This is a genomic window from Flavobacterium sp. MMLR14_040 (assembly GCF_033657265.1).
Taxonomy (GTDB): Bacteria; Bacteroidota; Bacteroidia; order Flavobacteriales; family Flavobacteriaceae; genus Flavobacterium.
In genome coordinates this window covers 339,907-358,221 of the sequence record NZ_JAWVWO010000001.1, presented here as the reverse complement: position 1 = coordinate 358,221, position 18,315 = coordinate 339,907, and the positions used below count along the sequence as shown (strand labels likewise).

Sequence of the window (18,315 nt, the reverse complement as noted above, 5' to 3'; positions counted from 1 at the left end):
TCTTCAATAATTTATTGCTAAAATTAAAACTCTATTAGAAATAATGGAGTTTTAATTTTGTGTTTTATAAAAGCTATGGAAAATAGCTCAAATCTTCCCTGTAAATCATTGTTTCTGATTGAATTGAATCGATTACTTTATTAGTTAATTTAGATTCTATTTTTGCAATTTCATCCATTATATTTTCAGAAACAGCATATTCTTCCCAAGAAGGAAAACCTAAAATAATGATAAACTCATTCAGGTTTCCGCCATCTGCAATGCTAAAAGTATTTACAGTTTTTATGTTTTTTGATTTATAAAAATTTTGAAGCTGTCCGAGTAAATTCATTATTTTATCCCTGTTTGCAGCCTTAATTGTCAGCATTTTAGATAATTTCAATTTGCTAGCATAAAGATCTTGTGTACTAAATTGCTTCAAATGAGCAACTTTAAAAACCGTTTGTACATCGGCGTATGGAAAAACATTTATTTTATTATCTGCCATATCCTCAGAAGGATTCACCGGTTTATCAAAATCCGACCAGCCTAAATTAAAAGTAGCATCTACAAATTGTCCGTATCTTGCCCCGGAAATAATGAACCAGCCATACCAACTCCAGGAATCACCATTGGTTTTATGCCAATTGAGATGCTGTATGTAGCCATTTTCAAAATTTTTCGACTGTCCATCTTTTGGTTTCCAAACGGCAAATTGGCCAATATTTTTATTTTGCCCAAAAATAAAGACCGAAAACAATACAAATACACAGCTTATCTTAACTTTGTTCATCACTTTTTTTGCAATTAAGGTTCCCAAAGCTCTATTTTGTTGCCTTCAGCATCCATAATATGAACAAATTTTCCGTAATCATAACTTGCAATATCATCGAGAACAGTGACACCATTTTGTTTGAGTTTAGCAACAAGGCCTTCAATATTCTGAACACGGTAATTGATCATAAATTCTTTTTTTGATGGAGAAAAATACGCATCATCTTTTTTGAAAGGACTCCATTGCAGAGAATCTATCACGTCTGGATTATTAAAGTTTCTGGATTCAAAAGTCGAACCCCAATCGTTAACGTCAAGTCCTAAATTTTGAGCATACCATTCTCTGGTTTCTTGTGGGTTTTCTGTAAAAAAGAAAATACCTCCAATTCCGGTTACTTTTGGTGTAGTGTCTGTTTGATTATTTTCATCTTCCATATTATCTTATTTTATATCAATTAAATTTGAACTTATAAAAACATAAAATTAATTCGCAGACAGATTTTAATGCCCACAAAAAAACTCCATTAAAAATAATGAAGTTTTTCTTATCTAAAACATTAGAACTATTTTTTTACCACGGACTCATTTCTGAACTATCCTCAATATCATTGCTGAAGAATTTCCCTGTTGGCGCATTTTCATCTGTCACAGTGTGCTTGATGATAAAAGTTGCTGCACTTTCTACAGTTCCGGGACCAGAATGATGATTAAAATCTGTAGCTGTATAACCTGGATCGATTGCATTAACTTTAAAGGGTAAATCTTTTAGTTCGTAAGCCAACGTAATAGTGTAAGCGTTTAAAGCGGCTTTTGAAGTAATATAACTTGTAGCTTTAAAATTGTAATATTTCCAACTAGGATCGCTGTGCAAAGTTAATGATCCAAGTCCTGAAGTGATATTACTGATTCTCGGGCTTTCTGATTTTTTCAGCAATTCTAAAAATGCCTGCGTAACGCTAATTACTCCAAAAAAGTTGGTATTAAAAACGTTCTGAATATCATTTATAGAAGTATCTAAAGCACTTTGAGGAAACTCACCACTAATTCCGGCATTGTTTATCAAAATATCCAGTTTTCCTTTCTCGTTTTCAACTATTTTTTGAGCAGCTAAAACCGATTCCGGTTTTGTAACATCAATTTCTATGGCTTCGATATTCTCAAATCCGTTTTGATTTAATTCGGCTACAACTGCTTTCCCTTTTGCCAGATCACGGGTTCCTAAATACACAAATAATCCTTTTTTTGAAAGCTGTTTGGTTATTTCTAATCCGATGCTTCTATTGGCTCCTGTAATTAATACTGTTTTCATTTTTTCTTATTTTAAAATTAATAAGGCAAATTTCAATCGTTTAAAAATAGAATCATTTGTCAAATGACAAAAAGCGAATTTAACGTATGTTTTTTCTAATTCTGCTTAAGGAAGATTGTGTAATTCCAAGATACGAAGCAACATACGAAAGCGGAACACGATTTACGATATTGGGATAAATTTCCAAAAACATTAAATAACGTGTGGTTGCATCTTCAGAAATTAGCGGGCTTCGTCTTTCTACTTTTTGTCGCAATGCTTTCGAAATAAGTTTGTGTACAATTGCATCCCAGCCCACAATAGTATCCGAAAGTTCTCTCCATTCTTTTCTTGAAAAGATGAGAATTTTGCAATCATTTACAGCCTGAACGTAGGCTGATGAAGGAGTTTCGGTTTCGAAACTTTCTAAATCGACCACAAGATTATTCTCATCTATAAAATATTTGGTAATTTCTTCACCTTTGTTATTGTAGTAACAAACCCGAACAATTCCATCCAAAACAAAACCAACCTGATTGGAAACTTTTCCGGCCTCAGAAAAATAATCGTCCTTTTGAAGTTCTAAGGTTGTGATTTTCTTTAAAACTAAATCAATCTGCTGTTGATTTAATATGCCAAACTGCAATATATAATCTATAAATTCTTTCATACTGCAAGATAATCAAAGTTATTTTTTTTCAATTTGTCATTTGGCAAAAAAAATAAAAGCTTTTAATCCTGCAAGGTTTTGAAAACCTTGCAGGAAATCTAAATAAATATTCTATTTTAAAAAACTAAAAATTTCTTAAAGTGATTTGAATGCATTTTTGCTTATCGTAAATTAGTAAGTATTATAACTTTAATACACAAATCATGAAAAATAAAATCATACTGACCGCATTATTATTTGGATTTATAATATCGGCAAACGCACAAAAGAAAATAGAAGTTTCTGAATTGCCACAACCGGCACAAGAGTTTTTAAAAAAGTATTTTAGCAATACCACCGTTGATATCGCGAAGAAAGATGCTGAGCACGGCGAAAAAGGTTACGAAGTAAAACTAAAAGACGGAACAGAGGTAGAGTTCTGGAAAGATGGTTCGTATCGCGAAGTTGATGGAGACGATAAACCAATTCCAACCGATTTTATTCCGCAAGCTGTAAAAGAGTATGTGGCAAAAAATCATCCAAACGAAAAAATTACCCACATAGATTACGGTCACAAAGATCTGGATGTCGATTTAACCAATAAAATTGATTTGGAATTTACGAAAGAAGGTAAAATTCTAAAGGATAAAAAAGATTAAATCATTATAAAAATGGCTTCATAAACTAAATGAAGCCATTTTATTTTTTTTAAACTCGCAAAGAACCACGAAATCCTCGGGCTGCATAATACGATTCTGCACCATTATGATACACAAAGACAGTATCATAACGAAAATCTGAAAATAAAGCTCCGCCCAATTTTCTGATGTTTGAAGGCGTCACAATCCAGCTTGATGTTTTAGTATCAAACTTTCCCAGTTTTTGCAGTTCGCGATATTGTTCTTCGGTTAAAAGTTCGATACCCATGTTTTCGGCCATATTTAAGGCACTGTCGTTTGGTTTGTTTTCCTTTCGTTTTTCGAGAGCTTCGTGATCGTAACAAAGGCTTCTGCGACCTTTCGGACTTTCTGCCGAACAATCATAAAAAATGTATTCGTCTGTTTTTTTATCATAGCCCACAACATCCGGTTCGCCTTCGGTTCTCTCCATTTCGTCAAGTGACGATAATTTTCCAGGATTTGCTTCTAATTTTAATTGAATTTTATCCCAATCAAAATCTTGATGGCGGTTTTTATTATCTTCAAAACGCTTTCTGAGTACTTTAAGTAATTCTTCAGTTGCTGTTTCTGATAGTTTGTTTTTCATGACTTTATATTTTATTATTAAGCATTTCTGCTAAATATTTTTCCAGCTTTTCTAAATTCTGTTTTGTTCTTCATCTGCTTTATGTGCTTTTACGATAATGTGATACATTTCTTCAGAGTCAAATAAAAGCGACTAGTCTAATAAAGTTCCTTTGCCTTTAGACTCCAATAAAACGCCGAACTTTTTATTATGATCAATCATTTTTTCGTTGCTCAGCGCTTTAAGCTACACAAGTATTTCCTGAATTTAAATATTATTTTTTTCTTTTAAAAGTAAGAAATATTAATCATTTAATCCTTTTCCTTCAAAAATTAAGGGTATACATTTTTCTACTCTTGATTCTCTCGTTTTTGCTTGTTTGGGTTGCGAAAAATGAAGCAAATAAGCTCTTTGTCTGCCGGGGGTTAAAGCTTCAAAGGCCTTTTTCAATTCTGGATTTTCGTCTAATTTCTGTTGAAATTCATCAGAAACCGGAAATTCTACTGTCTTTTTTAAATGTACTTTCAAACCTGCTTTTTCAATTTCAACAGCTTCAAAAATGTAAGTTTTAAGAACTGATTTTAAATCTATTATTTCCTGCAGATTTGTAAACCTGATCTGGCGTGCTGCCTGAACGTTTGCCGATTGCTGAATTAAGATGTCGTCTGTATCCTTCAATAATGCCCCTTTAAAAAACAAAAGCGCACAATATTCTTTAAAGGAATGAATTAATACGATATTGTTTTTTTGATGCATATAGCAGGGAACACCCCATTTTAATTCTTCAGCAAGACCGCATTCAAGAACAATTTCTCTTAATTGTTCCTGTTCTTTTGGCCATTTTTTTTCTTTATCAAAATAAAAATCAACTTTAGGATTCATTTTTACTGTTTTAAATTAAGCTGAAATAACTTTTCTGTCCGCAGGCCTGAAATACCAGGATATTATTGTCAAAACAAGTAATAGTGTTGGACCAAAAAGTGCCATAGCATCATCGCCTACAGCTAAATGAGAAAAAATAGCACCCGACATTGCAAAAAAGAAACCTGCATAAGTCCATTCTTTCAATAACGGAAATTTAGGAATTAGAATTGCGATAACGCCTAAAATTTTCCACACACCAAGAAGCGTCAAAAAATAAAGCGGATAACCCAAATGTTCCATCATATCAACTTCTTCTTTTAATTTTATAATTTGTACAATTCCTGTTGATGTCATTCCCAGAGCAAGCCAAATTGTTGCAATCCAATAGATAATTTTATTTCTTTTTGTCATAATATTTTTTTTTAATCGGTTAAGTTTACTATTTTAAACATAAAAATTTACAAATGTAAAGGGGTTTTAAATTAGGTTAAAAAATAATTTTAAAACTTTAAATATCAAATGTTTAAAATTTATTTTAATTTATTTACCACATCCTGCAAACGGTTATGTGCCATATTTAATCCTTGTGCAAATGGTAATTTCAACATTTGATTTCTCAATTCTATACTTTTGTAAACAATTTGCATAGTAAGTTTACTGGTTTCTTCAGTAATTTTTTCGAATTCCAAAAATTCAAGCTGAACTGCAAAAGGAGAGTTTTCCATTTCAAAAGTTCTGATAATTCTTTCGTTGGCAGTAAACTCGTGAATGGTTCCATTTGCTTTAAAAACCACATTTCCGTTGGGATCAGAAGTTTCAAACTGATAACCTCCATGTTTTTTATTTTCCAGTTTAATCACTTTTGTTCCCATCCATTGCGCCACAATTTCCGGTTCTTCATACGCTTTAAAAAGTAATTCTAAAGGCAAATCAAATTCTCTGGTAATTATTAATTCCTGTTTGTTATCTTCTGCTGCAATTTTTGTTTTTTGTTCCATAGTATGCTACTTTTTAGGTTGGTAGTTTTTCATAATCGCTTCGAGTTTATTAAATCTGTCGTCCCACATTTTGCGAAACGGTTCAATAAATTGGTCTATTTCTTTCATTTTTTCAGGATTTAAATGATAATAAATTTCCCGGCCTGTTTGGGTCTGGCTTAACAATTCGCATTCACTTAATATCTGAATGTGTTTTGAAATCGTTTGTCTAGACGATTCAAAGTTCTCGGCAATAGCGCCTGGCGTCATCGCTTGTATGGCGACCAGACTTAATATTGCTCTACGTGTGGGATCGGCAATTGCCTGAAATACATCTCTTCGAATTTCCATTGTGCAGTTATTTGACTGCAAATATAATGCAGTTATTTGACTGCGCAAAATATTTTCATCAAAATGTTTCAAAATTTATTCAAACTAGTTTTTATAAGTAATTATAAACTAATTATTTAAGCAATCAATAAACCGCATTTATTCTAATACTGGCTTTTACTAGCGCCAGGCCCTTAATAGCGTTAATGTTGAAATCTTTTGACTGATGATGTTTGTTTTCTGAAGAAAGGGTAATGAATTCATCTCCTTTTTCAGATTTATGAATCCATTTTAGCATTACAAATTCATCCTGATCATCGTTTATTAAGGAAACAAGATACATTTCGCCCCAATATATGTTTTCGATTGTGGCTGCTATTTTTTTATATAATATTATATCTCCGGATTTTAGAAGGGGATACATACTGTCGCTGCTTGCATAAATTGCACCATCGCATTTTGGCAAGTTGGGAATAGTTATATGACCAAGTGGTGTTTCTTTGCTAGTGTCTTTAAATAATGCTTCGGTAGATGATAATGTTTTTATATCATAAAGCGGTAGAAGCTGTTTATTGTATTCTGCAGGCTCTTCACTTACAAAATTGATATCAGAATTTGCTTGATAAGGTATGTTTTTAAGCATAGTTTCCTGCCCGGAAAGTAACCAAACCGGGTTAATATCTCGACAATTGTCTATTATTTTATTGAGAACATCTTCACCCAAGGTGCCGTTTCGCTTCAATTGCGTACCCAGATAGCCATTAGAGAGTCCGCTGTCTTTTTCAAATCGGGTTGGTTTAATGCCTTTATAATCAAGGTATTGATAAAATCTTTCAATGGCTTTCATAAAAATATAGGAAATAGTTTACTTTTTTATTGCTTTAATAAACAATTGTCTATATATTTGTTCTTACAACGGGAACAAACAAAGCAATGGACAAAGAAACGAAAAAGAAAAATACTTACAATAAAGAAATCCTTAATCGTATCAAAGAAAAATATGGTATATCGAAAAGATTTATCACAATGAGTCTTTCAGGGGACCGCAAAAGTGAAATGACGGATAAAATTAGAAAAGATTATAAAAGAATGGAGAATGCTATTACAGAGCTTTTGAAAACACTGTAATTCCCGATAAATTATTATAAGCCAATAAACTAATAAATCGCAGTAAAATGATGGTTGAAATTAAAGAAATAAGGTATAAGGAAAAATATGAGATTAACGAAAAACTAGTCTACAAAGATCAATCCGGTAACTGGCAATGTCATAGCGAACTTTCAAGAACAGAAAAAGAAGCTTTTAAAAAGTTTGCAAAATCATGGGGAGATAGCAATAAGGAAGATCTTAATGGTGAAGCTCATAATATCCATTAATTTTTTTGGTTGGTTCATTTTTGTCTGAATGGGTATTCTCCTTATTTATTTTTATTTATACCCATTCTTAACCTCCAGAACTGATTACTCTGGAGGTTATCTTCTTTTTAGCTACATTAACCTCTTTTATTATCCAATTTCTGCAATTATAAAAATATTTTCTTTCCTTCCTGGGCGGCTTTATATATTGCATTAATTACTTTGATGTCTTTTTTGCCTTCTTCGCCCGTAATATGGTCCGGCAATTTTTTGTTTTCTGCTAATACCTTACAGATTTCATCCAACTGTGTTTTTTGTTGGTTTATAACAGGAAATTTTAATTCTTTTTCTGAAGTTCTCCCTACAAACGGGCCATAACTAAGCGCAGGACTCATTTGGAAGAAACCTTCATCTGCAGAAGCGTAAAATCTGTCTACATAAAAACCGCAGGAAGTATTGCAATTGGCAACCGCACCACTAGGAAACTCCATTTGCCAGCTGATGCTTTCTTCAGTTTCAGAAAATCTGTCTTTATCATTTACAGTTCCAAATTGGGCCGTTACAGCAATTGGTTCTTCACCCAGAACGTAACGTGCACTTTGAATACAGTAAATTCCCAAATCCATCAATGGGCCGCCGCCAAGTGCTTTTGTCAATCGCCATTCGTTGCGATCTTTTTTATCAACCTTAGTTTTACTAATTGTATCGTAGGTTTTATAACCCAATGAAGCTTCAATAAAACGAACTTGTCCGAACACTTTATTTTGCCCTAATCGTTTAATCTCTAAATGATAAGGCTCATAATGCAAGCGATAACCTATGGCAAGCTGAACATTTGCATCATTACAGGCTTTGATCATTTCGTCACAATCTTTTACCGTTACCGCCATTGGTTTTTCGGTTATAACATGTTTACCGGCTTTTGCGGAGCGAATAACAAACTCTTTATGTAAGCCATTTGGCAGAACAACATACACCAAATCAATATCTTTATTATTAATTATTTCATCAAAATTTTGATAGTTGTAAATGTTCTTTTCAGGAATATTATATTGTTTTTTCCATTTTTCAGCCTTTGAAGGCGTTCCGGTAACAATTCCTGCAAGCGTGCAATATTCAGAAACCTGAATTCCTTCAGCCAGCATACCAGCGTAATTTCCTAATCCGCAAAGGGCAATGTTGATTTTTTTGCCTGTATAAGTTTCCTGCTGATTTTCCGGCAATTCTAAAAAGGAGGGAAGTGTAGTCAATACTACCGAAGCGCCAACCCCAACGCCAAACTTATTTACAAAAGAACGTCTTGAAATTTTTTCCATAAAGATTACTGTTTTAGTGAAACATTTTAGTATTAGTAACTAATTTCATAAAATGTTACATAATAATCTCTAAAACTGTTTTGGCTTTAATTTTTTAGCAGCAAGCATTGCAACTTCATTAATTCTGTTTTGTTTGGTTTCGGGTCTTTTAGCAACAGTGACCCATTGCAAAATCATTTTTTTTACCGATTTGCTTAAACTCATAAAAAAATCTTTCGAACCCGGATTTTGTTCAAATGCGATTGCAAGCTCTTTTGGAATCGTTAATTCTTCAACATCATCAAGAATATTCCACGAACCATTTTCTTTTGCTCTTTCAATGCTTTCGTAGCCTGCTTTCTGCATTAATCCTTCTTCAATAAGGCGTTGTACTTTTGCTTTATTTATTTTAGACCACGCGCTATTGGGTTTTCTTCGGGTAAAAAACTGGATAAAAGTATCATTTCCAATAGATTTTCTGGTACTGTCAATCCAGCCGAAACAAAGTGCTTCGTCTACGGCATCGCTCCAGTTAATCGTGGGTTTATTGGCTTGTTTTTTATAGCAAACCAGCCAAATAGATTGTTTTGAGTTATGGTTTTCAATCAGCCATTCTCTCCAGTCTTTTGGGCTGGCCGGACAAAAAGTTTCTAAATCATTCTGTTCCATTTTGTTTTGTATTTATCACATTATGATTATAATCGTATTTTGGTAATTGACAGATTTTAATTGTTTTTACAAGTTTATACCACAAAGCTAAAAGTGCTGAATGACAACCCTATGTCAACAGTAAAAACGAATACTGGTTTTATTTTTCAAGCACAAACAAAATATATTCGCCATGATTAGAAAAGCCTTTTTCTTTTTCGATAAATCCTTTCTTTTTATAAAACTCGACGGCTTTTGTATTTTGTATCAGGCATTTTAATGTAATAGGAGAATTCATCATTTTAATGGCTTCGTTAAGCAAAATTGTTCCAATATTTTTATACTGATGTTCTTCATCAATATATAAATGGTGAACAAAATTATCGGGAAGCCATAACGATATAAATCCAATGGCTTTATTATTTAATACAGCAACTAAAACAAATTCTCCTGCAGTTTCACGGTCAAAATCATCAAGATTGTATTCGACGACATCCTCTAGCCAATAAAATGTTTTTTGACGAACTTCAAGAAATATCCTTTTTAAATCGGGAATATGATTTTTGTTCTTTTCAAAAATTTGAATCATTTTGGTTCATTATTTAAGGGAACAAATTACTCTTTTTTTCAATTCGATAATTTACAAATACGTTAAATCATAATTACATTCCGTCCGGCAATCTGTCGGCATCATTTTTCTTGCGGTTAAAGCGATATATTACCGTAAGATTCAAATATCGCCCCTGAGATTTAAATTCAGATTCAAGATAATAAAATTCGGTTCTTGTTTTTGTTTTGGTAATCTGAGAGTTAAATAAATTATTGACATTTATGGTTACAGACATTTTATCTTCAAAAAAATCTCTGTTTAATCCCAAATTCGCACTGTATTGCGGTTCTCTAAGCGTTTGTACTCCCTGGCTTTCTCCGCGGTATCTAAAACTAAATTCTCCAGAAACAATTTTAGGAAACTTAATTACAGAACGAAAATTAGACAGCCAGGTCTGATCTTCTGCATTGTAAGCAACGCCTTCATAATTACCTTGTTGCTTGTATTTGTAATAGTTAAAATCCAATGATAGTCGCAACCAGGCTGCAGCGCTATAAGTTGCTGAAAATTCGGCTCCATAACGATCCTCACTGTCCAGATTTACCGGTGTGCTTACAAAATAGTTTTCATCAGTACGTTTTAAAATATATTCGAAGAAATTAATGGTATGCTGATAGTAAACAGAAGGATTTATGCTAAATTTCCCTTGTTTTGTCAATACCGTAAACTCAAAAGAATTGGTAAACATTGGGTCAAGATCCGGATTTCCAACCGTAAGGTTTCGTAAATCTGAAAGCCCCGAAAATGGATTCAATTGCCAAAACCTTGGCCTGTTAATTCGTTTACTGTAACTCAATTGCAAATCGGTTTTTTCGGTTAAATTATAAACCAAATGAACCGTTGGAAATAAATTGATGTAATTTTTTGAGTTATTAAATGTGTTTTTTGCATCAGAAATTTTAATATCCGACAGTTCAGATCTTAAACCCAGCAAATAATTAAACTTTTTAATTTTGCTGCCAAACTGAAAATAAGCACTATAAAGATTTTCGTCATATTTTAATTTATTAGTAAATTGTTCCTGCTGAATACCATCAAGAATGGTGTAATAATCGCTTCGCAGAGCACGCAAATCGCTTCTAATTCCCATTTCGATTTTAGAATGCTCACTAATCGGATTCACATAATCTGATTTTATAAAAATATCATTGCTGCTTTCGATATCTCTTGAATATAAATTAGAAATTTCGGGCTGCAAAGGATACACTTTTTGCTGGTTAATGTTTTGATTTTCATCATCATTCCAAAAATCGTATTGCAGGCTTGTTGTCCATTTTTTATCCTTTTTATCGAATGTTTTTACGTAATTCAGTTCCAATGCATTGTAATATTGCGGTTCCTTATAGTTTTCAGATCGTGAAATAATACTGTCGGTAACATTGGCTGCATTTGCGTAGTTATAGTTATAATTTGTGTTGTCGCTGTTATCATTTTTTGAACGATAATAACTTCCTGTTAAAGTATTTTTTTCGTTTATATAGTAATCGCCTCCAAGATATATGTTGTAACCTTTGTTGTTTCTTTTGCTGTCATTGTATTGATTTAGAATGGTTGTTGTACCATTATTGTCATTAATTTGAAATTGTTTGCTGTTTGCATAAATATCAAAATAACGATAACCAATATTCGAAAAAAGATTCACTTTTTCTGTTTTATAACTCACATTTGCATTCACATTATGCTTTGCCGGCGTACCAATACTGGCCTGAATCGAACCATTAAAACCCTGCATACTATTCTTTTTAAGGATAATATTGATGATTCCCGCGCCGCCCTGGGCTTCATAAGCCGCAGAAGGATTTGTAATTACTTCTACTTTTTCAATATTGGCGGCCGAAATTTGCGATAAGCCATTGTTTGCGGTAAGCATTGATGGTTTTCCGTTTATTAAAACCGTTACGGAGCTGTTTCCTCTCAGGCTGATAACACCGGCAATATCTACATTTACAGAGGGAACATTATTCAAAATATCGTTGGCAGAGCCTCCTCGTGAAAGAATATCTTTCCCGACATTAAATACTTTTTTATCTAATTTTAGCTCCACAGCCGATTTCTCTGCGATAACATTTACTTCATTTAACTGATTGATATTTTCTTCGAGTGAAATGTCTTTTACTAAATCTTTATTTAATTCAATAGTGTTGATTGTGACTGTTTTATAAGACATGAATTCAACCGTTAATTGATAATTTCCGGCGTTGCTTTTCAATATATAATTTCCTTCAGCATCTGTAGAAACTTCTTTTTTTGTTTGAGAAGAAGACAATATAACGGTAGCGTAGGGCAGAGACTGCTTGTTTTTTAAATCTGTAACTTTTCCTTTAATTGTAAACTCTGTTGATTGTGCCATTGCGGTAAATTCGAAAAGCAAAATCATTAGTAATGCGAACTGTTTCATTTTTTGATTGGTTTTAAATTTTGAACAAAACTCAAGTTTATTTCCCTTCAAAAAATCAAAGCATGACACAACAGCGATTATTAACTATAAACAGGTAAAAAATCCATATAAACCCTATTTATGCCTGTTTTTTAAGTGTTGGTATCTTTTTTTTATCTGTTTGTCGACAACTTAAATGTCTTTACAAATAAATAGTAACTTTGAATTCTATGACACCATTCGAAAAACTATTAAACTTCTCTACAGCGCACAGGTTGACTGCGCATATCATTTTTTGGACGTTTATTTTTATTATGTTTTTTAGTAAAAATACATCCTCAGAACCTGAAGAATTGCGGGTTGATATCCTCTATACACTATATTACGAGGTGTTTTCAATGCTATCGGCTTATTTTTTGGCCTATAGAATTTTACCTCGTTTAATGGCGCCACAAAAACATATGTGGGTTTGGATTGAATTTGTTGTAGTATCTTATTTGATTTCAATAATTGCCAGAATAGCCATGGTGTATGGTTTAGAGCCTTTTGTGCGCAAGGAGCCTTTTACCCAGGAATCTATTGTCGAAATTTTAACCGATTTACCGACTTTATTTGGATCCTATTTATTGCATATCTTTTCTTTATCTATGTTTTTTGTTTTTATAAAACTGATAAAAGATCAATATATAATCCAGAAAAGATCTTTGTTGCTGGAAAAACAAAAAGCCGAAACAGAATTGAAAATACTAAAAGCGCAGTTAAATCCTCATTTTCTGTTTAATACATTAAATAATATATATTCACTTTCTATTATAAATTCGCCTATAACATCAAAATCAATTGCGGTATTGTCTGAAATTTTAGATTGTATTTTATACCGATGCGGCAGCACGTATGTACCAATTTCTCAGGAAATTACATTAATCGACAATTATATTGCTCTGGAAAAGCTGCGATACGACGAACGATTAAGCGTAATTTTTAATCATACTGTAGAAAATAACGGCGAAATTGCACCTCTAATTTTACTTTCATTGGTCGAAAATGCCTTTAAACATGGAGCAGGTGAGGATACGGGAGTTTCTCCAATTATTGAAATTGATCTGAAACTGATTGAAAATAGTTTTGAATTTATTATAAAAAACAGCATCAATCAATTTGATAATCAAGCAGAAAGCGGAAAAATTGGTTTAAATAACATTATTCAGCAACTTGATAAAATTTATCCGGATCATTATACTTTTGATATTATAAAAACGGAGAAAGATTTTACTGCTCATTTAAAAATTAACCTGCAAACCAATAATTAAGCCTGAAAATGAAGATAAAATGTTTATTAGTCGATGATGAGCCTTTAGCGATAAGCTTATTACAGAATCACATTAGTAAATTAGACTATTTTGAAGTAGTTGGCACTTGCCCAAATGCTTTAAAAGCAGCCGAAGTCTTGCGAACAACCGCCGTAGATCTTTTATTTTTAGATATAAAAATGCCACAGATTACCGGAATAGATTTTTTAAAAACATTAAAAAATCCGCCAGCTGTGATTTTTACAACCGCTTATCGCGAATATGCATTAGAAAGCTATGAACTCGATATTATCGATTATCTTTTAAAACCCATTACTTTTGATCGTTTTTTTAAGGCCACAGACCGATATTTAAGAATAAGTGCACCCATCAACAACAAAATCATTGCGCCCATGCAGGAAGACTTTATTTATATTAAAAACGGACCAAAATTTAATAAAATCAATATCGATACAATTTTATACATTGAAAGCATTAAAGACTATATTGTTGTACATCAAAAAGAAGGTATAAAACTAACTGCTAAGTATAAAATAAGTGATATTGAAATTGAATTGCAGGACAAGAATTTCCTTAGAATTCACCGCTCGTTTATCATCAACTTAAAAAATATTACGGCATTTACACCTTATGATGTTGAAATTGGAAATATCGAAATTCCTATTGGGGCGAGTTACAAAGAATATGTTTTTAAGATTTTAAAAAGCTCTTAAAAAAAATCTCCTTAACACAATGATATTAAGGAGATTTTATATGGTTTAGTAAAGCATTTCTTTTGCTTAAATTTTGTCCAGTGTGAGTTTCATTTCTTTGCTATCCAAAATCAATTTATCATTTGTAATAGTACTTTCGCAAGGATATGGGGTTCCGGTTTCATCTTTAATTACCAGTGTTTTGCCACCATTTGTTAGTGCGTAAGTACCATCCGTTATTTCTCTCTGCAAAAATCCCGTAACATGCCCGTCTTTTGTAAACGTTAAAGTTCCGTTAGTTAAAATCACATTTTTCAGAGAATCAGAAAGAGGCATTTTTGCTTCAACAGCGGTAATTTTCCAGGAATTTACCAGTTTGTTTCGCCCTTTGCATGAAACCATTATGATAGTTAATAATGCAATCCCAAAGATAAATAAGTTAGATTTTTTCATGATTTTGTGATTAAAGTTAGATAATATGAAATTACAAAAATATTTTTAATTAAAAATCTAAAAATCAAATATTTATAAAAACAATCAAAAGATTAAACTTACAATTAATAAAAACACATAACCAAGAGAAAGAGATACAGAAACGCAACTTTATGAAAACTTTTTTTGTTTTCAATCTAAAGAAAAACTCAGAACCTTAGCAACTTAGCCCCTTAGCATCTTAGTTAAGCGTTAAAGCTCCCAAAATTTCCTCATACATAAATGGTCCGCCCGGATATTTGGCAGTATAATCAAGATTTAACCAAACCTGGCCACGCTCATCAATATGGTAATGTAGTTTTTGCTTGTAACTTTCTTTAGCGAAAAGCACATTTTTTATCAAATAATTGACCTTTTCTAAATCGATCGATGAACCAATTAGAATTTCAGGGTAAATATGTCCTTTGGTATGTATTAATCTAGGAGTTCCGCCAATTGACCGAATCGCCGCTGCCATCAAAATGGAATGATCATCACAATCTCCTGAAAAATATTCTAAAGATTCGCTGGCAGTTGCAATATAATCGCCTTCTTTGGGGTCGTTCACATAATTCCAACGGCTGTTTATTTCTTTAAAAACAGCAAAACACTGAATCGTTGTTCTATAATCAGAATAGCCTCTTATGCCTTTAAAGTGCTTTGTAGTTGCCATAATGGCAAAGTTTCGAACTTTCGGATTTTGATATTCGATAGCACTAAGAATCAATGATTTGTTTGGAAAAGGAAGCAACTTTGCCACAATAATATCCTGAGGATACGGATTGTCTGACATTGTATAAATCATTGAATTATAATCTTCTGAAATTTCATTGAAACCATAATTCCCTATTATCGAACCATAAACCAATACCAATAAGTATATTGCAATACAGGCAATTATGATTGTTCGCAAATACATCAAAAGAAAAAATATAGCTGCAAAAACAAACACAAACATAAAAACGCGATCCAGATTAAAGGCCCATTCTATATCGATCAGGTTTTGATGCAGAATGATAAAAATGGGTATCGTTATCAAAAGACTCAAAACGCTAATAATAATCCTGTCCCAGGGTGATTTCACCTGTAATTTGGATTTTAATTGCGGAAAGTCAATTTTAGGAAATTTTATCATAAGAATCAAAAGCAGTATTTACAGCGCTTTTACAGTTTCAACAAAAGTACTTTTTTTATCAATAATTCCGAGATCAAATAATTGATTTTGAATTTTATCGAATGCTTTTTCATTTAAATGTTTTTGCGACCATTGTGTTAGCTTTAACCATTCCTGAATATCTTCAAGCTGTTGGTTAAAAAGTTCTGCCAATGTTTTATCAATATCCGGAATCTGTGCAAAATCGTGCGTAGTTTTATTGATTACTTCCAGAATTTTTTCGACAGCTTTTGCATTTTTCTTCAAAAATTCGTCTCGAACTGTAATTACAAACGAAGGCCATGGAGTAGGGCAGTCGCCAACACGCCTAAAAACGCCCTGATCTACAAGAGGTTTTGTCATAAAATGTTCCCACATAAAATAATCGGCAGTTCCGTTTGTCAAAGCTTCAACAGCGCCATCAATGGTATTTACGATTTCAAATTGTAAATTATCGGTTTCCCAACCCTGATTATTGGCATTTACATACGCCATTAATTCAGATCCGGAGCCTTTTCTGGAAATAGCAACTTTTTTATTTTCAAGATCTTTTATAGTGTGGAAATCAGATTTTGCGCCAACATGAATTCCCCAAATTAAAGGAGATTGCACATATATCTGAACAATTTTGCTTGGGTTTCCTGCAATAATGTCTTTTACAATTCCTTCTGTTAAAATAACCGCAATATCAGCTTCTCCATCACGAAGCATCTGACACATTTTACCGGTTCCTTCGGGAATATTTGTCCATTGCAAATCAATGTTTTCAGCTTCAAATTCGCCATTTTCGATGCATATACGCCATGGCAAATTGAAGTGTTCGGGAACACCCACAATTTTTACAGTTTTCATTAGGTTTAAGTTTAAGTTAAGTTGTTTGGTATGCGTATTATAAGTTTGTTTGTCGTTTATTTAGTTTTTCATTAAATCTGCTCTGTGTTTTTCAGAAAGACATGGTTCCCCAAAATCTATTATAGAAAGTTCTACATATTCATTCAATATACTTTTTACAACAGAATAATCAACTTCTCTAATTACTTCAACTGCAAAAAGAGTTTCATTCATTCCTTCTGATTCACAATTAACTTCTTTAAGTTTTTCTCTTATTATTTCTTTGTCAAAACCTTTTTCCAGAATTATAACCTGAAGAATTGAATTTCCAGAAGTTTCAATCGTTTTCTTATAAACCAAACGCTGTTCATCTTCATCATATTCTGCATAAAAAATATCATCTGTTGCAATAAGAGGCCCAAAAAATGGAATATTATCTAATTTGTAATATCCTTTTTCCAAATCAATAATCTCTGCCCACATTGTTTCTACAACTGTGTCTTCTAATAAATCACTATAATATTTAAATAGGATTTTTTTATGTGTATCTGTCATTCTCTAATTTAATTTTGTTGCCTTTAAAGGCGATATTACAATGCGATAACCGTCAGGATCCTGAAACATTTGTCCATTTTCATTCCAATATGGATTAATTGCTTTTATCTTTGGAATACTACTATCATAAAATCTTCTTAGCAATATATTATATTCGTTAATAGTCTCTGGATAAAGAACTATTACATCATCTTCATCAAACGTATGATTCGCTTTTGTTTCAGATTGTGTGAATTCAAAATGCCAGTCTAAACCAGATTTTCCAATAAAAATACCATCGTAGTTATTATGCTTTTCAAAACCGCCCAATCGCTCAAATCCAAGAATATTGATATAAAAATCTTCAATTTTCTTTAAATCATCTGTATGTCGCGCAACTCTTAAAACCATATTTAAATTTCGTTTTTACCAGAATTTTCTAATTATCTAATCTTAAGATCGTAATTGCCGAATATGATGTTCCAAATGATCAACATAATCCGTCATTAAAAACCTTAAATCAATTATAGATTCATCACTTAGAACAATTTTATAATTTAAAGTCTTTTCATCAACAGCTTTCATGAGTCTTACAATTTGTTTATTTATTAAAAGCCAGAGTTCTGTCAAATCATGAATATCCATTGTTTGATATTGATTTAAATTTACTAAATCTATTTGATTATATGGTCTGTGACGATAAGGTTTTTCTACATAATTAATCTCTGTAAACCGAACCAAATTATGAATCGCAGAGTCAACCAAATGCCCCAGAATCTCTTTTTTAGACCATTTACCAGGAATTTTAGCTTCTAGAACAACAACATCAATTGTTGGAAAATAATCAGCATTTTCGGCCAGTATTTCTTCAAATCTAAGAATTGAATTTTGTAAAATCATATAATTTTGATGAAGTATTTCACAATAAATTTA

25 protein-coding genes are annotated in these 18,315 nt (G+C 32.3%); 5 read left to right on the top strand and 20 right to left on the bottom strand.

From position 1 onward, the window contains the following. Nucleotides 1-73: 73 nt before the first annotated feature. The 4 genes from SD960_RS01680 to SD960_RS01665 form a co-directional block, all read right to left on the bottom strand. Nucleotides 74-772 carry a hypothetical protein gene (locus tag SD960_RS01680; protein ID WP_318800503.1) on the bottom strand — a complete coding sequence of 233 codons (699 nt, stop codon included), beginning with the start codon at nucleotides 770-772 and terminating at the stop codon, nucleotides 74-76. Between the two features lie 14 nt (nucleotides 773-786). Further along, nucleotides 787-1,188, bottom strand: coding sequence for a VOC family protein (locus tag SD960_RS01675; RefSeq protein WP_318800502.1), 402 nt, complete (start codon nucleotides 1,186-1,188; stop codon nucleotides 787-789). Between the two features lie 136 nt (nucleotides 1,189-1,324). After that, nucleotides 1,325-2,062 carry an SDR family NAD(P)-dependent oxidoreductase gene (locus SD960_RS01670; RefSeq protein WP_318800501.1) on the bottom strand — a complete coding sequence of 246 codons (738 nt, stop codon included), beginning with the start codon at nucleotides 2,060-2,062 and terminating at the stop codon, nucleotides 1,325-1,327. A gap of 79 nt (nucleotides 2,063-2,141) precedes the next feature. Further along, nucleotides 2,142-2,711, bottom strand: a complete 570-nt coding sequence (locus SD960_RS01665) for a Crp/Fnr family transcriptional regulator (protein WP_318800500.1) — start codon at nucleotides 2,709-2,711, stop codon at nucleotides 2,142-2,144. Between the two features lie 203 nt (nucleotides 2,712-2,914). On the opposite strand from SD960_RS01665, the gene SD960_RS01660 reads away from it, so the two are divergent. Further along, on the top strand, nucleotides 2,915-3,349 hold the full coding sequence (locus SD960_RS01660) for a PepSY-like domain-containing protein (protein ID WP_318800499.1): 435 nt from the start codon (nucleotides 2,915-2,917) through the stop codon (nucleotides 3,347-3,349). A 49-nt stretch (nucleotides 3,350-3,398) separates the two neighbouring features. Here SD960_RS01660 and SD960_RS01655 read toward each other — a convergent pair whose 3' ends face one another. The 6 genes from SD960_RS01655 to SD960_RS01630 form a co-directional block, all read right to left on the bottom strand. Then, nucleotides 3,399-3,956: a DUF4256 domain-containing protein gene (locus SD960_RS01655; protein ID WP_318800498.1), complete on the bottom strand. Its 558-nt coding sequence runs from the start codon at nucleotides 3,954-3,956 to the stop codon at nucleotides 3,399-3,401. A gap of 282 nt (nucleotides 3,957-4,238) precedes the next feature. Further along, the gene (locus SD960_RS01650) at nucleotides 4,239-4,817 is read right to left on the bottom strand and encodes a YdeI/OmpD-associated family protein (protein ID WP_318800497.1); all 579 of its coding nucleotides are present in this window, start codon (nucleotides 4,815-4,817) and stop codon (nucleotides 4,239-4,241) included. 15 nt (nucleotides 4,818-4,832) lie between these two features. After that, nucleotides 4,833-5,210: a DoxX family protein gene (locus SD960_RS01645; RefSeq protein WP_318800496.1), complete on the bottom strand. Its 378-nt coding sequence runs from the start codon at nucleotides 5,208-5,210 to the stop codon at nucleotides 4,833-4,835. Between the two features lie 119 nt (nucleotides 5,211-5,329). Beyond that, on the bottom strand, nucleotides 5,330-5,797 hold the full coding sequence (locus SD960_RS01640; RefSeq protein WP_318800495.1) for an SRPBCC domain-containing protein: 468 nt from the start codon (nucleotides 5,795-5,797) through the stop codon (nucleotides 5,330-5,332). A gap of 6 nt (nucleotides 5,798-5,803) precedes the next feature. After that, nucleotides 5,804-6,127, bottom strand: a complete 324-nt coding sequence (locus SD960_RS01635; RefSeq protein ID WP_042566972.1) for an ArsR/SmtB family transcription factor — start codon at nucleotides 6,125-6,127, stop codon at nucleotides 5,804-5,806. Between the two features lie 124 nt (nucleotides 6,128-6,251). Further along, a complete protein-coding gene (locus SD960_RS01630) occupies nucleotides 6,252-6,953 on the bottom strand; it encodes a helix-turn-helix transcriptional regulator (RefSeq protein ID WP_318800494.1) in 702 nt (233 codons plus the stop codon). Nucleotides 6,954-7,039: 86 nt separating this feature from the next. Between SD960_RS01630 and SD960_RS01625 the strand changes: the two genes are divergently transcribed. Then, nucleotides 7,040-7,234: a hypothetical protein gene (locus tag SD960_RS01625; RefSeq protein ID WP_318800493.1), complete on the top strand. Its 195-nt coding sequence runs from the start codon at nucleotides 7,040-7,042 to the stop codon at nucleotides 7,232-7,234. A gap of 47 nt (nucleotides 7,235-7,281) precedes the next feature. Continuing rightward, entirely contained in the window at nucleotides 7,282-7,482 is a 201-nt protein-coding gene (locus tag SD960_RS01620) for a hypothetical protein (protein ID WP_318800492.1), read from the top strand. A gap of 146 nt (nucleotides 7,483-7,628) precedes the next feature. On the opposite strand, the gene SD960_RS01615 is transcribed toward SD960_RS01620, so the two are convergent. The 4 genes from SD960_RS01615 to SD960_RS01600 all read right to left on the bottom strand — a co-directional run bounded on the left by SD960_RS01615 (nucleotide 7,629) and on the right by SD960_RS01600 (nucleotide 12,412). Continuing rightward, the gene (locus tag SD960_RS01615; RefSeq protein WP_318800491.1) at nucleotides 7,629-8,777 is read right to left on the bottom strand and encodes a Gfo/Idh/MocA family oxidoreductase; all 1,149 of its coding nucleotides are present in this window, start codon (nucleotides 8,775-8,777) and stop codon (nucleotides 7,629-7,631) included. Between the two features lie 69 nt (nucleotides 8,778-8,846). Then, nucleotides 8,847-9,425 carry a YdeI/OmpD-associated family protein gene (locus SD960_RS01610; protein ID WP_318800490.1) on the bottom strand — a complete coding sequence of 193 codons (579 nt, stop codon included), beginning with the start codon at nucleotides 9,423-9,425 and terminating at the stop codon, nucleotides 8,847-8,849. A 139-nt stretch (nucleotides 9,426-9,564) separates the two neighbouring features. After that, a complete protein-coding gene (locus SD960_RS01605) occupies nucleotides 9,565-9,993 on the bottom strand; it encodes a GNAT family N-acetyltransferase (RefSeq protein ID WP_318800489.1) in 429 nt (142 codons plus the stop codon). 73 nt (nucleotides 9,994-10,066) lie between these two features. Next, nucleotides 10,067-12,412, bottom strand: coding sequence for an outer membrane beta-barrel family protein (locus SD960_RS01600; RefSeq protein WP_318800488.1), 2,346 nt, complete (start codon nucleotides 12,410-12,412; stop codon nucleotides 10,067-10,069). A gap of 209 nt (nucleotides 12,413-12,621) precedes the next feature. On the opposite strand from SD960_RS01600, the gene SD960_RS01595 reads away from it, so the two are divergent. Both SD960_RS01595 and SD960_RS01590 read left to right on the top strand, forming a co-directional pair. Then, a complete protein-coding gene (locus SD960_RS01595; protein WP_318800487.1) occupies nucleotides 12,622-13,701 on the top strand; it encodes a sensor histidine kinase in 1,080 nt (359 codons plus the stop codon). 8 nt (nucleotides 13,702-13,709) lie between these two features. Continuing rightward, complete coding sequence (locus SD960_RS01590; RefSeq protein WP_318800486.1) at nucleotides 13,710-14,414, top strand: LytTR family DNA-binding domain-containing protein; 705 nt, start codon at nucleotides 13,710-13,712, stop codon at nucleotides 14,412-14,414. A 66-nt stretch (nucleotides 14,415-14,480) separates the two neighbouring features. Here SD960_RS01590 and SD960_RS01585 read toward each other — a convergent pair whose 3' ends face one another. The 6 genes from SD960_RS01585 to SD960_RS01560 all read right to left on the bottom strand — a co-directional run bounded on the left by SD960_RS01585 (nucleotide 14,481) and on the right by SD960_RS01560 (nucleotide 18,282). Further along, entirely contained in the window at nucleotides 14,481-14,846 is a 366-nt protein-coding gene (locus SD960_RS01585) for a hypothetical protein (RefSeq protein WP_318800485.1), read from the bottom strand. 220 nt (nucleotides 14,847-15,066) lie between these two features. Next, on the bottom strand, nucleotides 15,067-15,999 hold the full coding sequence (locus SD960_RS01580; RefSeq protein ID WP_318800484.1) for a transglutaminase family protein: 933 nt from the start codon (nucleotides 15,997-15,999) through the stop codon (nucleotides 15,067-15,069). A gap of 18 nt (nucleotides 16,000-16,017) precedes the next feature. Further along, nucleotides 16,018-16,869: a substrate-binding domain-containing protein gene (locus SD960_RS01575; RefSeq protein WP_318800483.1), complete on the bottom strand. Its 852-nt coding sequence runs from the start codon at nucleotides 16,867-16,869 to the stop codon at nucleotides 16,018-16,020. A gap of 60 nt (nucleotides 16,870-16,929) precedes the next feature. Next, entirely contained in the window at nucleotides 16,930-17,403 is a 474-nt protein-coding gene (locus SD960_RS01570; RefSeq protein ID WP_318800482.1) for a DUF4265 domain-containing protein, read from the bottom strand. A 3-nt stretch (nucleotides 17,404-17,406) separates the two neighbouring features. Then, nucleotides 17,407-17,793, bottom strand: a complete 387-nt coding sequence (locus SD960_RS01565) for a VOC family protein (protein WP_318800481.1) — start codon at nucleotides 17,791-17,793, stop codon at nucleotides 17,407-17,409. A 42-nt stretch (nucleotides 17,794-17,835) separates the two neighbouring features. Continuing rightward, nucleotides 17,836-18,282, bottom strand: a complete 447-nt coding sequence (locus SD960_RS01560) for a DinB family protein (protein ID WP_318800480.1) — start codon at nucleotides 18,280-18,282, stop codon at nucleotides 17,836-17,838. Nucleotides 18,283-18,315: the final 33 nt, after the last annotated feature.